We start from the raw sequence: 17,798 nt of genomic DNA, 5'->3' as shown, positions 1-17,798 counted from the left end.
GGCGAAGCGGCGGGAAGTGTGTGCAACGCCTCAGGAGTGTGGCGCGCGCGGGGATGGGGCTTGTGGTGACTGAGTGGCCGCGATGCTTCGCGCACGAGGTGGTGTGGTGCGTGCGGTCGTTCGATGACCGCGGTGTCTCGTGTGTGCAGTGCAGTGCAGTGCAGTGCAATACGGCGGGCGGAGCGGCGGCGGCGCTTCCCGTACGGGGTGGTGGGTTGCGGGGACATGGTTGCTCGGTGACCGAGACGTCTCGCGTCCGCGGAGGTCGGGCGCGTCCCGCTTGTACCCCGGCGATGCGACGGGTGCGCCGATGCGATGAATGGGCGACCGTGGTCCTTCACCCACGCCGCGAATCCGGCGCACCCGCGGAACCGTGCCGTGCAGCGGCGAACTCAGCGGGTCAGGACCAGGCCGAACCCCGCACCAGCGATGCGACCGGTCCGTCCGGCACAACGACATGCGATGCCACCCAACCCCGCCGTCACCGAGGCATCAAAGCGAGGCACCAAAGCGGCACCAGAGCGAGGCACCAAAGCGGGGCAGCAAAGCGAGGCACCAAAGCGAGGCACCAAAGCCCCAAGGCAGCGAACCGTAGGCGGGAAGCGGAGATCCCCGCCTACGGTCGCGCGATCGCGCTCAGGTGTGGGACGGCGCCGGCAAGGGCAGCGGGCTCGGGTGGTAGTCCGCGCTCACCAGGACCGGGCCGTCGGCCGTGGTGCGGAACGAGAGCACCCACAGCGAACCCTTCTTGCTGGGCACCACACCGCCGCTGGTGGACGGGAGGTCCAGGGCGTCCCGGTCGGCGAGGGCGCTCACCAGGTCCGGGATCACGCCCCCCTGGCTGCTGACGAGCGGGGTGCCGCCGGCCGCGGTGATGGCCAGCAGGCGGCTGATCCCGCGGGCCGGGTCGGGCCAGTAGCCCTCTTCCGACAGCAGGGGTTCGTGCCGGACTTCGGTACCGAGGTCCTCGGCGACTCCGGAGACCGTGCGCACGCACCGCAGCCGCGGCGCGGAGAACACCCGGTCGGGGCCGTAGTGCGGCAACAGTTCCCGGAGCGCGTCGGCTTGGCGGCGGCCGGCTTCCGACAGGGGGCGCAGGTCGTCGTCGCCGGTCCAGTCGTCGCGTTTGCCTGCTTTGGCGTGCCGGACCAGCAACACCGTGGTGAGGTCCGCGGGCAGCGCACAGAATTCCCGCAGCACTCGGACGTCGGTGTCGCGGGTGAGCAGCCGTTCGGCTTCCTGCGGGGCGAGCCAGCGCAGCTCGTCCACCTCATCGCCGGGCCGGAAAGCGCCGGAGATCGCCTTGCCGCTGAAGTAGTCGACGGTCTTCTTCAGCAGCTTTCCGTTGCCCTTCGCGGGCACCTCGTACCCGATCTGCGCGAGCTGGCGGCCCAGCACGGTGTGAAAGCCGGTCTCCTCGGCGATCTCGCGGACCGCGGTGGCCGCGAGTGTCTCGCCGGGATCCACCTTTCCCTTCGGCAGCGACCAGTCGTCGTAGCGCGGCCGGTGCACGAGTGCGACCTCGACGCCGGTTTTCGCGGGGCGCCACAGCACCGCGCCCGCGGCACGGACATCTGCGCTCATCCCATCGCTCCGTGCAGCTTCGTGAGTTCGGTCTGGTGGTCGCGCACTTGCGAGCCGTCCGCCGGGAACGGCTGCCATTCGCCGGTCGAGGTCAGCACCCAGCAGCGGGTGGCCGGGTCCAGCGCGGAGTCGAGCATCGCGTCCAGCTGTGCGGTCAGCTTCGGGGCCTTGACCCGCACCAGCGCCTCGATCCGGCGATCCAGGTTGCGGTGCATCATGTCCGCGCTGCCGATCCAGTGCGTGCCGCCGGCCCGGAAGTGGAACACCCGCGAGTGTTCCAGGAACCGGCCGAGGATCGAGCGGACGCGGATGTTCTCGCTCAGCCCTTCGACTCCTGGCTTCAGCGCGCAGATCCCGCGCACCACCACCTCGACCGGCACCCCCGCCTGGGACGCGTGGTACAGCGCGTCGATCACCTGCTCGTCGACGAGCGAGTTGCACTTGATCCGGATCCCCGCCTGCAGCCCGGCCCTGGCCAGTGCGATCTCCTCGCCGATCGCCCGCACGATGCCGCGCCGGATCCCGTGCGGCGAGGTGAGGATGGTGCGGTAGGCGTCCTGGCGCGAGTAGCCGGTGAGCACGTTGAACAGGTCGGTGACGTCCGCGCCGATGCTCGGGTCGGCGGTGAGGAGGCCGAGATCCTCGTACAGCCGCGCGGTCTTCGGGTTGTAGTTGCCGGTGCCGATGTGGCAGTAACGGCGGATCGTGGACCCCTCCTGCCGCACCACCATCGACACCTTGCAGTGCGTCTTGAGCCCGACGAGGCCGTAGACCACGTGCACGCCCGCGCGCTCCAGCGTGCGGGCCCAGGTGATGTTGGCCTGCTCGTCGAACCGCGCCTTGATCTCCACCAGCGCGACGACCTGCTTGCCCGCTTCCGCGGCGTCGATCAGTGCGTCCACGATCGGCGAATCACCGGAAGTGCGGTACAGCGTCTGCTTGATCGCCAGCACCTTCGAATCCGCCGCGGCCTGCTCGATGAACCGCTGCACGCTGGTGGAGAACGAATCGTACGGGTGGTGCACCAGCACGTCGCCCTCGCGCAGCGTGGCGAACACGCTCTTGGGCGTCTCGCGTTCGCCGAACGCCGGATGCGTGGCGGGCACGAACGGGCGATCCTTGAGTTCCTTGCGGTCGATCCCGGCGAGCTGGAACAGGCAGGTGAGATCCAGCAGCCCGGGCACCTCGACCACGTCCTCGGGATCCACCTCCAGCTCGCGCAGCAGCAGTTCGAGCATGTGCTCGCTCATGTCCTGCGCCACTTCCAGCCGTACCGGCGGGCCGAACCGGCGCTGCGCCAGTTCCCGTTCCAGCGCCTGCAGCAGATCCTCGTCGCGGTCCTCCTCGACTTCGAAGTCCGCGTTGCGGGTGACCCGGAACACGTGGTGCTCGGTCACCTCCATCCCGGTGAACAGCTCGCCCAGATGCGCCGAGATCAGTTCCTCCAGCGGCAGGAAGGTGGCGCTGCGGCTGGCACGCTCGGTCTCCACCCGCATCAGCCGTGGCACGTTGCTGGGCACCTTCACCCGGGCGAAGCGTTCCGTGCCGCCCTGGGGATCCCGCACGGTGACCGCGAGGTTGAGCGAAAGCCCGGAGATGTAGGGGAACGGGTGCGCCGGGTCGACCGCGAGCGGGGTCAGCACCGGGAAGATCTGCTCGGAGAAGTAACTGGACAGGCGCAGCTGCTGGGCGCCGCTGAGGTCGGCCCAGCCGACGATCCGGATGTCCTGCTCGGCCAGCTGCGGGCGCAGGTGCTTCTTGAACGCCGCGGTGTGCCGCTCGACCAGGTCCTGATTGCGCTTGGAGATGTAGTCCAGCTGTTCGCGCGGGGTGAGTCCGTCCGCGCTGCGCACGGACAGCCCGGTGTCGTCGCGCCGCTTCAGCCCGGCCACCCGGACCATGTAGAACTCGTCCAAATTGGACGCGAAGATGGCGAGGAACTTCGCCCGTTCGAGCAGCGGCTGCGACTCGTCCTCGCCCAGCGCGAGCACCCGGGCGTTGAAGTCGAGCCAGGACAGCTCGCGGTTGAAGTAGCGGTCGTCGGGCAGCGTCTCGACGGCGGGGGACGCTGCGGTGACCGCGGGCGGCGCGGACGGGATCGCGCGGAAATCCTCTTCGGCACGCGAGACGGCAGTGGTGGATTTCCCGGCCGCGCCGGCCTTCGCCGGCGGTGTCGCCTTGCGAGACTTCGCCGAGCCGGTGGTGGCGCGCTTCCCCTTGCCGGCGTTCGTGGACTGCGAGCGACCGGCTGCCTTGCCGGTGGCGCTTGCCGCTTTGGCGTTCTTCGCGGTCGACGCCGTGGACTTGGCCGCGCTGGTCCGGCGCCGCCGGGCAGGCGGGCCGTCGGTGGCCGGGGGAGTGCCGTCTGCTGTGCTCACGGCATCCATTGTTCCCTACGAACCTGCGGTTCGCGCAGACCGTAATGAAGGTCGGCGGAACGAATCAGCGCGACGGTGCGGCCTGCGCGGGCAGCAGCGCCGCGGTGTGCTTGCCCAGGCCGAGTTCCGCGGCGTGCCGGAGATCCTCCGCAGTGTCCACATCGCTGCGCAGCGACGCCAGTGCGCCGGTGAGCGGGACGGCTCCGGATTCGATGTGCCGCGCGGCCGAGCCCGGGCCGAAATGCGGGTCGAGCGGGGTTCCGGGGGCGGCCAGCAGCAGCGTGCTGCCGGTGCCGTGCCGGTCCGCGACCACCACGCGGCGGCCCTCGGCCTCGGCCAGCGCGCGTGCCAGATCCCCCGCGCGCAACGCGGGAAGGTCGGCCTGCAACGCGCCGACCACGCCCCGTGGCGCGTCTGCCCGTAGCAGCCGCGCGCCGTGGCGCAGCGCTTCGTTGAGCCCGGCTCCCGTGGGCTCAACGCTCAGCTCCACGCCGAGACCGGCCAAAAGCGACAGCGCATCCGGCTCCGCGGTCACCACCAGCACCCGCCGCACCCGCGTCACCGAGGTGACCGCGGCCAGGGTGTCCTGTGCCAGCGCGACCACCAGCTCCGCGTGCCGGTCCGCGGCGACCGTGCCGCGCAGCCGGGACTTGCCCTCGCGCGGGTGTTTCAACGGCACGACCAGGTCCACGTCCACCCGTCCATCTTTACCCGAAAGCCCTCCGGCGGCGTTGAGCGCACCCTCCCTGGACTGCGCGAACCGGCACGCGGCAGGATCAGGTGGGAACGGTTTTCGAGGAGGAGTCTTGGCGCGGCGTGAGAAGGGCGGCTACTGGGTGGGGCTGGCCGCCATCGTGTTCTACCCGGTGACCGCGATCGGCAAGCGGGTCTACCGCGGCGGCGAGAAGGTGCCCCGCGAGGGCGGGGCGGTGCTGGTGATGAACCACATCTCGCATCTGGACCCGGTGGTCGACGCGGTGTTCGTGCACCGGCAGCAGCGGGTGCCGCGGTTCTTTCTGAAGGAGAGCCTCAAGCAGGTGCCGGTGCTCGGCCGGATCGTCGACGGTTCGGGCCAGATCCCGGTCTCGCGCGGATCGAGCGCCGCGGGCGACAGCCTCAAGCACGCGCACGAGGCGCTGGCCGAGGGCAAGGTGATCGTGATCTATCCGGAGGGCACGATCACCAAGGACCCGGAGGGCTGGCCGGCGAAGGCGTTCACCGGGGCGGCCCGGCTGGCGTTGCAGAACGACGTGCCGGTGATCCCGGTCGCGCGCTGGGGGACCAACCGGATCTTCAACGGCTACACCAAGAAGTTCACGCCGTTTCCGCGCAAGACGGTGACGCATCTGGTCGGCGACCCGATCGACCTGTCCCGCTATCGGGGTGGCAACCCCCGCAGTGCCAAGGCACTGCGCGAGGTGACCGACGTGATCATGGACCGGATCACCGAGCTGCTCGCGGAGATCCGGCAGGAGCAGCCGCCCGCGAAGAAGCCGGACGACGCCTGATGGGCGCGTTCGCCGCGGATGTGCAGCGGGTCACCGTGCTCGGCGCGGGCTCGTGGGGCACCGCGTTCGCGAAGGTGCTCGGCGACGCCGGCCGGGACGTGACGATGTGGGCGCGCCGGGAGAGCGTGGCCGAGGAGATCCGCGGGCAGCACACCAACTTCGCCTACCTGCCGGGAACGCGGCTGCCGGAGCGGGTCACCGCGACGTCGGACGCGGCGGCGGCGCTGGAGGGCGCGCAGGCGGTGGTGTTCGGCGTGCCGAGCCAGAGCCTGCGCGCCAATCTCACCGGATGGCGGCCGCTGCTGCCGCGCGACGCGATTCTGGTCAGCCTCGCCAAGGGCGTGGAACTGGGCACGCTCAAGCGGATGAGCGAGGTGATCGCGGAGCTGGCCGAGGTGCCGCCGGAGGAGATCGTGGTGGTGTCCGGGCCGAACCTGGCCCGCGAGATCGCCGGCGGGCAGCCGGCCGCGGCGGTGGTCGCCTGCGCCGGGCACGACCGCGCCAAAGCGGTGCAGCGCGCCACCTCGAATCAGTATTTCCGGCCCTACACCAACACCGACGTGGTCGGCTGCGAGCTGGGCGGGGCGTGCAAGAACGTGATCGCGCTCAGCTGCGGGATGGCGGCGGGCATGGGCCTCGGCGCGAACACCATGGCGACGCTGATCACCCGCGGGCTGGCCGAGATGGCCCGGCTGGGCGCGAAGCTCGGGGCCGATCCGCTCACTTTCGCCGGGCTGGCCGGGCTGGGCGATCTGGTCGCCACCTGCTCGTCGCCGTTGTCGCGCAACCGCACCTTCGGGGAGCGGCTCGGCCGTGGCGGGACGCTCGCCCAAGCGCAGGCCGCGGCGGGCGGGCAGGTCGCGGAGGGCGTCGCGTCGTGTTCGTCGATCCGGGAGCTGGCGCAGCGGGTCGGGGCCGACATGCCGATCACGGAAGCGATGCACCGGGTCTGTCACGAGGGTCTCGACCCGCGGCAGGCGGGGGCGGAGCTGCTCGGCCGGTCGCCGAAGCACGAGTGGCGCTGAGCGGTCCACGGGCTGGGACGAGTTGTCCGGGCGGGCCGGTGCTGGTTCACTGAATGCATGCTGATGTACGCGAAGACTGTGTGGCCGGGTGCTGCTGCCCTGTGCCCGGTCGGGCGCGCGTCGTGTCGCTGTTGTCGGTGAACCCAGCTCCGGCCCAGTTCGACACCACATTCCGCAAAGGACCGCTCCACCACCATGTTCGCCGTTCCGGACAACACCCTGCTGCGTCCCGAAGACCCCGCCCTGCGCCACCCGGTGCGCGTCGCCCTTGAGGTGGCCGCGGACCGGGAACGCTGGGGCGGCCTGCTCAGCTATGATCCCCGTGAGCGGTTCTCCGCGCTGGTCGAACGCACCGGCGGGCAGGAGATCTGGCTGCTGAGCTGGCTTCCCGGCCAGCACACCGATCTGCACGACCACGCCTTGGCCACCGGTGCGTTCACGGTGGTCTCCGGCAGGCTGACCGAGACCGTCGCGCGCCAAGCGCCGGACGGGCGTGCGGTGACCGAGGTGCATTCGCTGTCCACCGGGCAGTCCCGCGTATTCGGACCGGGGTACGTGCACGAGGTGCGCAACGACGGATCCGATCCGGCGATCAGCGTGCACGTGTACCGGGCGGGCCGGCAGATGCGCGCGTACCGGCCGGACCCGGTGCGGGGTCCTTACCGGGCCGGGTGATCAGGCCGGCCGGATCTCGTCCCAGGTGACCAGGAGCCGGTCCGGGCCGGTGATCGGCGAGTTCCGCTTGAACGGGATCCGGTCGATCGGCACGGCCAGCCGCAGCCCGGAGATGCGGCGGAACAGCGTGCCCAGTACCACGGCCAGTTCGAGCCGGGCCAGCTGCCGGCCGACGCACAGATGCGCCCCGAACCCGAAGCCGAGCTGGCGCCGGTTGTCCCGTCGCAGGTCGAGCCGGCCCGGGTCGGGGAACTGGGCCGGATCGTGGTTCGCGGCCTGCAGCATCGCCACGAGGTAGTCGCCGGCGGCGATCGGCGTGCCTGCGATCTCGGTGTCGGTGACCGCGATGCGCAACATCCCGGTGGTGGCGCCGAGCAGACGCACCACTTCCTCCACGGCGCCGGGCACGACGTCCGGGTTCTCCCGCAGCAGGGCGAGCTGGGCGGGTTCTTCGAGCAGGGCGAGCACGCCGTGCGCGATCAGGGCAGCGGTGGCGTCGTAGCCGCCGACGAGCAGTCCGGAGGCCATCTTGACCAGCTCCAGGTCGCTGAAGTCCGCGCCACGCTCGATCATGATGCTGATCGCGTCGTCGGCGGGTTCGGCCCGCCGTTGTGTGATCAGATCCTGCACGTATTCGAAGAGCGGCTGCTTCGCCGCACTGAATTCGTCGATGGTGGTTTCGTTGTCGAACTGCGCTTCGGCGGTCCGGTGGAAGATCTTCCGGTCCCCGGCGGGTACGCCGAGCAGCTCGCCGATCACCGCCGTGGTGACGGGTTTCGCGAATTGCTCGTGGAGGTCGATCGGGTGCGCCTGGCCGGCCAGCTCGTCGATCGCCTCGTCCACGATCCGCTGCACCATCGGCCGGATCTCCGCCATCCGTTTCGCGGTGCCTACCGCGGGGGCGAACAGGTGCCGGAACCGGACGTGGTCGGCGCCGTCCATCCGGGCGAAATCGCCTTCCTCGACCGGGGAATCCGGGGGCGTGCTGGCCAGCAGGTGCCCCGTCGCGCCACCGCTGCTGCTGAATCGCCGCGAATCGCCGAGCACCTCGCGCACGTCGGCGTAATCGGTGACCAGCCATGCTTCGATCCCCGCTGCCGGGCAGCGGACCCGGGTCAGCGGCCGGTGTTCGCGCAGCGCGTCGATTTCCGGGTGGGGGCCGAACGGGCAGGACGCCTCGTCCGGCAGCGGCAGCACCGGCAAAGACACGATGGATTCCTTTCTGCGGCAAGCTGTTCCGGTGTCGGTGGTAGCAGCGGGGCCGGGTTTGCCGTTCAGGGCACAGCTCGGGGATGTGCCCGATGATCAGCTCGTCAAGAGGTGTTCGGGCAGGGCTTCGGAACCTCGCGATGGACGGCGCGGCCCGCTACCGTGCCGTGTCGCTTCGTGGTCCGGGCGAGCATTCCGGATTACGCGGTGGGCTGCGATCGGCCGCGTATCGGCGCTGTTGATTCCCCAGATCCGGCGGCTTACGTTGCTCGGTCGCCAGGGACCGCAGGGGCCCGGCAAAGTCGGTCGAGGCCCCGTGATCAGCAGAGTGAGCCGTGACGGCCGCGTCATCATCGACGGCGCCTGCCCTCTTCGTCGATCACGCCCGGCAACGGACGATGCGGCGGTATTCGAGGCGCGACCACCTCGCGCTGTGCGCCATACCTGTTTCGGGTCTGTGAAGGGGCCCTTCACAGACTCAGAGTCCGTGAAGGGCCCCTTCACGGACCTTCACGGACCTCCGCCGTCTGCGCAGGCCCCTCACACCGACTTTGCCGACACCGTGGCCAGTGACCGGTCGTCGAATGTGCTCCGCTCGCGGTCCCGGAGCCGGGCGCGCGAGTACGTTCACCGGTGGGCGGATGGAGTGATGTTCGCCGACGACGAAGCGCGCCACAGCTCCGAATGGGCGTCAGCGATCGAGATCGCCGCGGAGCCGGAACTGCTGTTCGATCTCCGCGCGCGGTACCCCAGCGGCGAGCAGGAACTGCAGCAGCGCTCGCGATTTCCGCGGGCACAGCCAGCCCGATCGGCGCACGCTCGTCCCAGTTGGCCCGGTTGACCGCGAACGAGTCGGTCACCCCGTCGCCTGTTTCTCTTCGGCGCTGCGGAGCACGCAGAATTCGTTGCCTTCCGGGTCCTGGAGGACCGCCCAGCCGGTGCCGTCGGGGCGGCGGTGGTCGGAGTGCAGGGTCGCGCCGAGGGCGAGCAGGTGCTCGACCTCCTCGTCGCGTGGTCGGTCCGGCCGCAGGCACAGGTGGAGGCGGTTCTTGCCGGCCTTGGGTTCCGGCACCGCGAGAAACAGCAGGAGCACGCCGGAGTCCAGCTCGATCCCGATCTCGGGGTCGCCGGGACGGTCGTCGGAGCCGACCGGGCGGCCGGTGACGGCGGTCCAGAACTGCGCGAGCTGCCACGGATCTGCGCAGTCGACGGAGATGTTTTGCACTACGGCGGTCATCGGGCTCCCCCCGGGTCGTTCCTCCGGAGTCTGCCCGGTCGCGGTGCTGCGCGCGAGCGAGTTTCAGGCCTGGGTGAGCCCGGGGGAGCGGTGCACGCGCCGGTTCTCGTCGATGATCAGCACCTCGATGCCGGGTTGCTCGGCGGCCCAAGCGATGCCGTCCGTACCGAGCGCGAAGGTGGCAGTGGCGAGGGCGTCGGCGTGGGTGAGGTCTTTGGCGACCACAGTCACGCTCGACAGACCTGTGGCGGGTTGTCCGGTGCGGCCGTCGAGTATGTGCGCCCCGCGTTCGTACGCGGCCGACGTGGCGACTGCTCCATCCTGTGAAGCCAGTACCGCGCAGACCTCTTGGGGCTGTTCGGGGTGCCGGATGCCGACGCGCCACGGTCGTCCGGGCTCGGGCTCTCCGGACGTGACGACGTCGCCGCCGGCGTTGAGACAGAACCGACGCGCGCCCGCGGCGTGCAGCCGGTCGGCTGCGCGTTGTACGGCCCAGCCTTTGACGACTGCACACGGATCCAGGTCGTGGCCGGGTATCCGTGCGGTGAAGGCGCCGCCGGAGAGGTCTTCGTAGTACGCGCACAACGACAGCACTTCGTCGAGTTCTTCGCTCAGGCCGGCGGGGGAGAGCTGTCCTCGCCCGTAGCGGCTCACTTCGCTGTCGGCCTTGAACGGGCTGAACCGGTTGTCCACTTCGTGCAGCCAGGCGAACGCTTCGGCGGCAGCCGAGGTGAGGTCCGCTTTGTCGCGCAGGTCGAGCGAAACGGGTAGGCCCATCACGTACTCCACATGTCGGAGCATCAGGCGCCTTTCGCGTCGATGGCGGCTTGCAGCGAGGTGATGTACGCCTCGCTGGTCATGGTGGCTCCGGAGACCGTGTCGATGTTCGCGCTCTGCGCTTTCAGGGCTTCTTCCCGTAGCTGTGGGAGAGCGTCGATGCCTCGGCCGCTCTGTGGTTCCTGTACGAGCGCGACGTCGGTGATCTGGCTTCCGGTGAAGGTGACTCGTACTTGCACCGTGCCGAACTCGGTCGACTCCGCGGTGCCTTGTGTGGTCACGGTGGTGCTGGAGCCGGTTGAAGTGGACGGTGCCGTCTGCACTGTCGGCGTTGAGGTGGCAACGGCGGCCGCTGAGGGTTCGAAGCGCCATACGGCGACGAACCCGGCAATCGACAAGGCGACCGCGAGAATTGTCCTTTTCATGTCGACCCCTCACTCAGCCAGGCTGAATCGTTCGGCATGCACCTGTGCAGCTGGGACACCCAACTGCCGCACGCTTCGCAGGACAGCGGACGTCATCCCTGCCGGACCGCAGACGAATACGTCGCGCTCGGCGATGTCGGGTACGAGGGCGTACAGGCTTTCTGGGCCGAGCTGTGGCCCGTACGGGCCTGACTGCTCCTTCGGGCCGACGAGGAGGTGTACGACGCCACCGCGTGCCTTCGCGAGGTTCAGTAGCTCCGGAAGTAGCACAGCGTCTTCGCGTCGGTGCGTGCGGTAGAGAACCACCACGTGCCCGGCAACGTCTTCCAGCAGCGCGCGGATCGGGGTGATGCCGACACCGCCCGCGATCAGCAACGCGTTGGGTTGCTGCTGGTGAATCGTCGTGAACGCGCCGTACGGACCTTCGGCGAACACTCGCGTGCCGACAGGCAGTGAACGCAGCTTCGCGCTCGACTCGCCGACGGCCTTCGCAGTGAGCCGCAGCGCGCGGCCGTCAGGTGCAGCGGACAGGGAGAACGGATTCGCCTGCCACCAGCGGTCCCGGGTCAGGAAACGCCACAGAAAGAACTGTCCGGCCCTCGCGGGAAGCTGGTCCAGATCGCGACCGGTCAGGTACACGGACACGGTGTTCGCGGATTCCGGCACTACCGCGACGACACGCAGGCGGTGTCGCACGTTGCGCCACAACGGCAGCACGAATCGTCCCGCAAGCACTGCGACGCCAGCTCCGATCCACAGCGTCCACCAGTACCCGCGCGCCACCGGAGAACTCGTGAAGGACTGTCCGACAGCGATCTGGTGCGTGAAGGCGAGGACCATGGCTGCGTACGTGTACAGGTGCACGAAATGCCACGTCTCGTACGCCATTCGGCGGCGCGCGAAGCGCACGGAGACCGCACCGACTACGAGGATCAAGACGAAAGCCACGATCGCACGCAGGATCCCTTCGAGGGCGGTCGCCAGGGACACGAGTTCGCTGGCGGCATTGGTGCCTTCCAACCCGGCGTAGCCGAAGACGATGAAGACAACGTGCGCGCCGAGCAGCCAGAGAAGACTGAAGCCCGTCCAGCGGTGTAGTGACGTCAGGCGGTCCATACCGAGTCGACGATCCAGCCACGGCAGTCGCGCGACAAGCAGCAGTTGAAAGGCCATGGCCTGCGCGGCGTACAGCCCGGCCAGCCGGCCGATGCTGATCAGTGGCCGATCGGAGAGCCCACCGACGAAAAAGAACACGGTGACCAGCAGCACGTTGGCCGCGAGGAACACCGACAGCCAGATCTTCGCGGCAACCCGTGGTGCCACCGCCGGTCTGGGCGGCGCACTGTGCCGGGGCAAGGTAGTCACGTTCGGGTTCACGATGTTCAGCGTCGCCGCGGAACCTGTGTCTGGTCTGGGTGCAACCTGTCGACTGCCTGTCTGCCTCTGATTCGGGTCGCGCGTTCGCGCGCGCGTCACGGAGGATGGTGGGGTGCGAGACTCGAATACGGTGCGGTTGCTCGTCGTCGACGACGAGCCGCATGTCGCCGACCTGGTTGCGACGGTCGCGCGGTACGAAGGCTGGCAAGCCGTGACCGCCGGCTCGGGCGCCGAAGCGCTCACACGCGCCGCCGATTTCCAGCCCGACATCGTCGTGCTGGACTTGATGTTGCCCGATTTCGACGGCTTTACGGTGCTCGACAAGCTGCGTGAGCAGAGCGGCCCGGTGCCAGTGGTCTTCCTCACCGCGAAGGACGCGACGGCCGACCGTGTGGCCGGGCTTACGCGCGGTGGCGACGACTGTCTCGTGAAGCCGTTCTCGGTGGAGGAGCTGATGGCACGGCTTCGCGCAGTACTCCGGCGTACGTCGGGTGTGGAGCCGCAACGCGCGCGTGCGGCTGTACACCGTTGACGTCGATTCGCGGCTACGCCGATCTTTTCCAGTACGCGCCGCCAACGAGCCGGAGGAACGCGAAGCACATTTGTCGAGAATCCGCGCCGAGACAGCACGAATGAGCACGCTCGTTGACGACCTCCTGCTGCTCGCGCGCCTCGATTCACACGACGCGGAACAACCCGTGCGTCCGGAGCGCATGGACCTGACCGAACCCGCCGCCGACGCTGGCCAATGCGGCCGCACACACCCCAGAGGGCACTGCAGTGGAGCTGTCGCTGTCCGTCGAAGGCAGTACAGCCGTCGTGCAGATCACCGACTCCGGCCCGGGAATCACGGTCGAAGACCAAAAGCGGATCTTTGACCGCTTCTACCGGGTCGACAACTCTCGTACGCGGGCAGCCGGTGGAACAGGACTCGGGTTGTCCGTCGTGCAGTCGCTAGTGGTGGAACACGGCGGCACGGTCAGCGTGGAAAGCCGACCGGGCCGTACGACATCCATAGCGCGATTGCCTCGCTGACGCGGCCGCGCACGTGGTCTGGCACCCAAGTGGCCTTGTTGAACGTCCACTTCTTCTACACTCGAGAAGGCTACTTGGAGTTCGAACGGAGGTCAGCCGTGTCGTACGCCGACACTGCGTTGCCCGTCAGCCTGAACCGGACGTCGGGCACACCACTCGCTGTACAGCTGGCTGACGCGTTGCGCGAGGCCGCCGCCGGTGGGCATCTCCGAGGCGGTGATCGGCTCCCGTCCACCCGCGCGCTGGCCGAGCGACTCGGCGTCTCGCGCACCGTCACGTCGGCCGCGTACGAGCAGTTGCACGCCGAAGGGTGGATCGCGGGCCGCCACGGCTCCGGTACCTACGTCACTACTCCGCCGACGCGTGCCGCGGCTTCGGTCGTACCGCCGGATTCACTCGTCGCCGAAGCAGACGCGGCACCAATACTCGACCTCACACCGGGCGCGCCGTGGGCGGCTGGGGTAGACCGCGCCGCGTGGCGACGTGCATGGCGCGCGGCAGCCGACCCGGAACCGCTGACACGCGCGCACCGCGCCGGGCTCCCCGAGTACCGCGCGATCGTGTACGAGCACTTGTTGCGACACCGTGGGCTGGCGGCAGGCTCGGTGCTGGCGACAGGAGGCACCACTTCGGCTGTGGTCGAACTGGCCGCCGCAGTGGTACGTCGTGGCTCAGTGGTCGCTGTCGAGGAGCCGGGGTACCAACGCGCCGTACAGGCATTCCGTCAAGCCGGGCTGACCGTAGTGGGTGTTCCGGTCGACGAAGAAGGCATGCGCCCCGACGCCATCCCAGCAGGTGCGCGCGCGGTGTACTGCTCACCTGCGCACCAGTACCCAATGGGCAGCCGGATGAGCGCGGCACGCCGCGTACAGCTTGTCGAACGTGCCCGTGCCGAGAACATGCTGGTGATCGAGGACGACTACGACGGCGAGCTGCGTTTCGACGTCGCTCCGCTGCCGCTGCTGGCTGCGCTCGCCCCGGACGTCGTAGTGCATCTCGGCACGACGAGCAAGATCCTCACCCCGACGCTTGGCGCCGGCTGGCTCGTGGCGCCCGCAGGAGTAGCGGAGTCCATACTCGCCTACCGCGATCTGACCGGCACCCGTCCATCCCCGGCCGGGCAACGCGTGCTTGTCGAACTAGCGAGGGCCGGCGACCTCGGCCGGCACCTGCGTCGGCTTCGCCGAGAACTGGCCGTACGCCGAACCCTGCTGGCCGAAGCGCTATCTGCGGCGGCCGTCCCGGTCCTCGGCGACGACGCCGGCGCGCACCTTGTCGTGCCCACGGAAAGCCCCGAAGACGAGGCTCGGCGCATCGCCGCCGCCGAACGCCACGCCATCCGCCTCGACGGCCTGTCCCGCCACTTCGCCGGCACGCCCACCGCGTACGGCATCGCCTTGGGCTACGGGGGCTGTTCGAGAGAAGCTCTGATCGCCGCGTTGCCAAGGCTGGTGCAGCTGCTGAGCTGACCGGTCACTCGCCGCTCGGGCGGCCGTCCCACCCCGGTCCGGCGCGGGGTCGCGGAGATCGCCGAGTACCGTGACCGGCTATGAGTGCGGATAAAACCCGGGTGGCGGTCGTGTTCGGCGGGCGCAGCAGTGAGCACACCGTCTCGTGCCTGTCCGCGGGCAGCGTGCTCGCGAACCTGGACCCGGACCGCTTCGAGGTGCTGCCGGTCGGCATCACTCCGCAGGGTGGCTGGGTGCTCGGCACCGGCGATCCGGCGCAGCTGAGCATCCAGGGCCGCGAGCTGCCGTCCGTGGAGAGCGGGCGCTCCCTCGTGCTCGCCGGCGACCCGACCAGCCGCGAGCTGCGTACGGTCGACGCTGGCAAGGCGACCGAGGTGCTCGGCGAGGTGGACGTCGTGTTCCCGGTGCTGCACGGCGCCTTCGGCGAGGACGGCACCATCCAGGGCCTCCTGGAGCTGGCCGAACTCCCGTATGTCGGGCCGGGCGTATTCGCCAGCGCCGCGGCGATGGACAAGGAGTACGCCAAGAAGCTCCTTGCCGCCGAAGGTCTGCCAGTCGGCACGTACGCCGCGCTTCGTCGCGGACAGTCGACAGTGACCCCGGAAGATCGGGAGCGCCTCGGCCTGCCGGTGTTCGTGAAGCCTTCTCGGGCCGGGTCGTCGGTGGGCATCTCCCGGGTCACCGACTGGTCCGATGTGGACGCTGCGATCGAGCTGGCCCGGCGCGTCGACCCGAAGGTGCTCGTGGAGGCCGCGGTGCCCGGGCGCGAGGTGGAATGCGGGGTGCTCGAATTCCCGGACGGCCGGGTCGAGGCCTCGCTGCCCGCGGAGATCCGGGTGCTCGCCGAGGGCGAGAACGCCTGGTACGACTTCGAGACCAAGTACCTCGGCGAAGACGCCGAGCTGGACATCCCCGCCAAGCTGGGCGACGCGCTCACCGAGCGCCTGCGCGGGATGGCCGTCGACGCCTTCCGCGCACTCGACTGCCAGGGCCTGGCCAGGGTCGACTTCTTCGTCACCGAAGACGGCGAACTGGTGATCAACGAGGTGAACACCATGCCCGGGTTCACCACGAAATCCGCCTACCCGAAGATGTGGGCGGTCACCGGCGTGGACTACCCGACGCTGCTGAGCACCCTCGTCGACACCGCGCTCGCCCGGGGCACCGGACTTCGCTGACCGCTCTACCGTCAGGCCCGGCCCGGCGCCGCGGGCAGGAGGCAGCACGTGCGGATCGCATCCCGGCTCGACCGGCTCCCGGTCACCCGCCGGCACCGGTACTTCGTCGCAGTCGTAGGCGTGGCCACTTTTTTCGACCTCTACGACCTCTTCCTCGCGGCGACCATCAGCACCGTGCTGAGCAAGGAGTTCGGCGTCACTGCGGAGACCCTGAAGTACGTGCTCGCCTCGGCGTTCGTCGGCGCGTTCCTGGGCGCGGTGTTCCTCGGCAGGCTCGCCGACCGGCTCGGCAGGCGCCGGGCGTTCCTGCTCACCCTCGGGCTGTATTCCGTGTTCACGCTGCTCGGCGCGTTCAGCACGGACGTGTGGATGCTCGTCGCCTGCCGGTTCGTCGCGGGCATCGGCATCGGCGCCGAACTGCCGATCGCCGATGCCTACCTCGCCGATCTGCTCCCCGCGCGCGCCCGTGGCCGGGCAACGGCTTGGGCCTACACGATCGGCTTCTGCGGCGTGCCCGCGGCCGGATTCCTCGCCCGCGCACTGGTCGGCCACACGCCGCTGGGTGTCGAAGGCTGGCGGTGGCTGTTCGTGATCGGCGCGCTGGGCGCCGCAGTCGTGTGGGCGTTGAGGTTCACCCTGCCGGAGTCGCCGCGCTGGCTTGCCGCCCGCGGCCGCGTGACCGAGGCCGACGAAATCGTGCGCCGGCTGGAGGAAAGCGCGCCCCAGCCGTTGCCCGAACCGGCCCCGGAGCCGCCCGCACCGGAACCGGTGCGGGCCTCCGCCCTGCTGCGCCCACCGTGGGTACGCCGGACCACGATGCTGTACGTCTTTCAGCTGCTGCAGTCGTTCGGCTACTACGGCTTCGGCTCGCTTGTGCCGATTGTGCTGGCGGCCAAGGGATTCGACCTCGTCTCGTCGCTGACCTTCAGTGCGCTGACGTTCCTCGGCTACCCGATCGGTTCCGCGCTGTCCGTGCCGATCATCGAGCGGATGGAGCGCAAATGGCTGATCGCCGGGAGCGCCGCCGGGATGGCGATGTTCGGGCTCGCCTTCGGCTACGCCACTTCCGGGGTGCTGATCGCGGTGTCCGGCTTCGGCTACACGGCGGTCAGCAACGTGTTCTCCAACGCCTTCCACACCTACCAGGGCGAGTTGTTCCCGACCTCGCTGCGCGGCACCGCGGCCGGTTCGGCCTACGCGTTGTCCCGGCTGGCCACCGCGGCGATGCCGTTCGTGCTGCTGCCGATTCTGCGGTCCGCCGGGGCGAGCACGATGTTCGCCGTGGTCGCGGGCGCAATGATGCTGCTGATCGTGGATGTCCTGGTGCTCGGCCCGCGCACCACCGGCGAATCGCTGGAGACGATCGCGGCTAGAACCGCACGGGCTTGACCGGCAGTTTCGCCGTGACGAGGTCGGAGATCGTTTGCAGCGGCCCGGTTCCCGCCGAACCCGGCACGGTGAGCGCGGCGTAGACCTCGCGGTCGACCACGTACCAGGTGGCCGCCTGGTCCTGGGTGACTTCCAGCCACTGCACGCCGTTGATCACCCGCAGCTGCGCGGTCCGGGTCAGCTCGGGGGGCCGTTCGAGCCCGCAGCGCAGGACCACCGGATCGTCGGTGCCCCAGGCGGCGGTGGCTTTCGGCGCCGGATCGGCGAGGGGCCGCCGGGCGAGCTGCCTGCCGTTGGAGGTGAGCGTGGCCGGTGCGGCGTCCACCAGCGTGGTGCAGCCGGCCTCGGCGGCCTGCGGGGCGGGCACGGCGACCAGCGGGAGCGGCCCGTCCGGAGCCGGACCGGCCTCGGCGTCCGGCCGGGTCAGCGCGAAGACGGCGACCGCGACGGCCAGCGCGACCACGAGCACGGACGCGGTGACGAGCACCACCCTCGGCGGTGCTCCGGTGTCGGTGTCTGCCACCGCACCAGT

The 17,798-nt window shown here is 69.7% G+C and carries 16 protein-coding genes and 2 pseudogenes; 9 read left to right on the top strand and 9 right to left on the bottom strand.

The window, feature by feature from the left end:
* Positions 1-636: 636 nt before the first annotated feature.
* Genes ATK36_RS08915 through cofC form a run of 3 tightly spaced genes read right to left on the bottom strand, consistent with a single transcriptional unit; the run spans position 637 to position 4,659 of the window.
* Positions 637-1,584, bottom strand: coding sequence for an NUDIX hydrolase (locus ATK36_RS08915; RefSeq protein WP_098510831.1), 948 nt, complete (start codon positions 1,582-1,584; stop codon positions 637-639).
* Entirely contained in the window at positions 1,581-3,971 is a 2,391-nt protein-coding gene (locus ATK36_RS08910; protein WP_098510830.1) for an RNA degradosome polyphosphate kinase, read from the bottom strand. The genes ATK36_RS08915 and ATK36_RS08910 overlap by 4 nt, the downstream gene beginning before the upstream one ends.
* 55 nt (positions 3,972-4,026) lie before the next feature.
* Positions 4,027-4,659: a 2-phospho-L-lactate guanylyltransferase gene (gene cofC, locus ATK36_RS08905; protein ID WP_098510829.1), complete on the bottom strand. Its 633-nt coding sequence runs from the start codon at positions 4,657-4,659 to the stop codon at positions 4,027-4,029.
* A gap of 109 nt (positions 4,660-4,768) precedes the next feature.
* Here cofC and ATK36_RS08900 point away from each other — a divergent pair, with 109 nt between their 5' ends.
* From ATK36_RS08900 to ATK36_RS08890, 3 genes are all read left to right on the top strand, one after another.
* Positions 4,769-5,470, top strand: a complete 702-nt coding sequence (locus tag ATK36_RS08900) for a lysophospholipid acyltransferase family protein (RefSeq protein ID WP_170069671.1) — start codon at positions 4,769-4,771, stop codon at positions 5,468-5,470.
* Positions 5,470-6,495 (top strand): NAD(P)H-dependent glycerol-3-phosphate dehydrogenase, encoded by a 1,026-nt coding sequence (locus ATK36_RS08895; protein WP_098510828.1) that lies wholly within the window; start codon positions 5,470-5,472, stop codon positions 6,493-6,495. The genes ATK36_RS08900 and ATK36_RS08895 overlap by 1 nt, the downstream gene beginning before the upstream one ends.
* Before the next feature lie 195 nt (positions 6,496-6,690).
* Complete coding sequence (locus ATK36_RS08890) at positions 6,691-7,170, top strand: cysteine dioxygenase (RefSeq protein ID WP_098510827.1); 480 nt, start codon at positions 6,691-6,693, stop codon at positions 7,168-7,170.
* Here the strand turns inward: ATK36_RS08890 and ATK36_RS08885 are convergent, their stop codons facing one another.
* Complete coding sequence (locus ATK36_RS08885; RefSeq protein WP_211291839.1) at positions 7,171-8,379, bottom strand: cytochrome P450; 1,209 nt, start codon at positions 8,377-8,379, stop codon at positions 7,171-7,173.
* A 649-nt stretch (positions 8,380-9,028) separates the two neighbouring features.
* Between ATK36_RS08885 and ATK36_RS32105 the strand changes: the two genes are divergently transcribed.
* Positions 9,029-9,220, top strand: coding sequence for a hypothetical protein (locus ATK36_RS32105; protein WP_170069670.1), 192 nt, complete (start codon positions 9,029-9,031; stop codon positions 9,218-9,220).
* Between the two features lie 15 nt (positions 9,221-9,235).
* On the opposite strand, the gene ATK36_RS08875 is transcribed toward ATK36_RS32105, so the two are convergent.
* The 4 genes from ATK36_RS08875 to ATK36_RS08860 all read right to left on the bottom strand — a co-directional run bounded on the left by ATK36_RS08875 (position 9,236) and on the right by ATK36_RS08860 (position 12,195).
* Positions 9,236-9,616: a VOC family protein gene (locus tag ATK36_RS08875; protein ID WP_098510825.1), complete on the bottom strand. Its 381-nt coding sequence runs from the start codon at positions 9,614-9,616 to the stop codon at positions 9,236-9,238.
* Positions 9,617-9,679: 63 nt separating this feature from the next.
* Positions 9,680-10,417 (bottom strand): FAD:protein FMN transferase, encoded by a 738-nt coding sequence (locus ATK36_RS08870; protein ID WP_098510824.1) that lies wholly within the window; start codon positions 10,415-10,417, stop codon positions 9,680-9,682.
* The gene (locus tag ATK36_RS08865) at positions 10,417-10,818 is read right to left on the bottom strand and encodes an FMN-binding protein (RefSeq protein ID WP_098510823.1); all 402 of its coding nucleotides are present in this window, start codon (positions 10,816-10,818) and stop codon (positions 10,417-10,419) included. Before ATK36_RS08865 ends, ATK36_RS08870 begins: the two co-directional genes overlap by 1 nt.
* Before the next feature lie 9 nt (positions 10,819-10,827).
* Positions 10,828-12,195, bottom strand: a complete 1,368-nt coding sequence (locus ATK36_RS08860; protein WP_386999254.1) for a ferredoxin reductase family protein — start codon at positions 12,193-12,195, stop codon at positions 10,828-10,830.
* Positions 12,196-12,307: 112 nt separating this feature from the next.
* Between ATK36_RS08860 and ATK36_RS08855 the strand changes: the two are divergent.
* The 5 genes and pseudogenes from ATK36_RS08855 to ATK36_RS08835 all read left to right on the top strand — a co-directional run.
* Positions 12,308-12,724: pseudogene (locus ATK36_RS08855) on the top strand (response regulator); the annotation flags it as partial.
* Positions 12,718-13,230 (top strand): annotated as a pseudogene (locus ATK36_RS32100) (sensor histidine kinase); the annotation flags it as partial. The pseudogenes ATK36_RS08855 and ATK36_RS32100, both read left to right, overlap by 7 nt.
* A 98-nt stretch (positions 13,231-13,328) precedes the next feature.
* Positions 13,329-14,699: a MocR-like pyridoxine biosynthesis transcription factor PdxR gene (gene pdxR / locus ATK36_RS08845; protein WP_098510822.1), complete on the top strand. Its 1,371-nt coding sequence runs from the start codon at positions 13,329-13,331 to the stop codon at positions 14,697-14,699.
* A gap of 80 nt (positions 14,700-14,779) precedes the next feature.
* The gene (locus ATK36_RS08840; protein ID WP_098510821.1) at positions 14,780-15,877 is read left to right on the top strand and encodes a D-alanine--D-alanine ligase family protein; all 1,098 of its coding nucleotides are present in this window, start codon (positions 14,780-14,782) and stop codon (positions 15,875-15,877) included.
* Positions 15,878-15,925: 48 nt separating this feature from the next.
* Positions 15,926-17,266: an MFS transporter gene (locus ATK36_RS08835; RefSeq protein WP_098510820.1), complete on the top strand. Its 1,341-nt coding sequence runs from the start codon at positions 15,926-15,928 to the stop codon at positions 17,264-17,266.
* On the opposite strand, the gene ATK36_RS08830 is transcribed toward ATK36_RS08835, so the two are convergent.
* Complete coding sequence (locus ATK36_RS08830) at positions 17,247-17,789, bottom strand: DUF3515 domain-containing protein (RefSeq protein WP_211291838.1); 543 nt, start codon at positions 17,787-17,789, stop codon at positions 17,247-17,249. The two genes, ATK36_RS08835 and ATK36_RS08830, sit on opposite strands and share 20 nt — an antisense overlap.
* Positions 17,790-17,798 lie beyond the last annotated feature (9 nt).

Source organism: Amycolatopsis sulphurea (assembly GCF_002564045.1).
GTDB classification, from domain to species: domain Bacteria; phylum Actinomycetota; class Actinomycetes; order Mycobacteriales; family Pseudonocardiaceae; genus Amycolatopsis; species Amycolatopsis sulphurea.
This window is presented reverse-complemented; position numbering and strand designations above follow the sequence as displayed.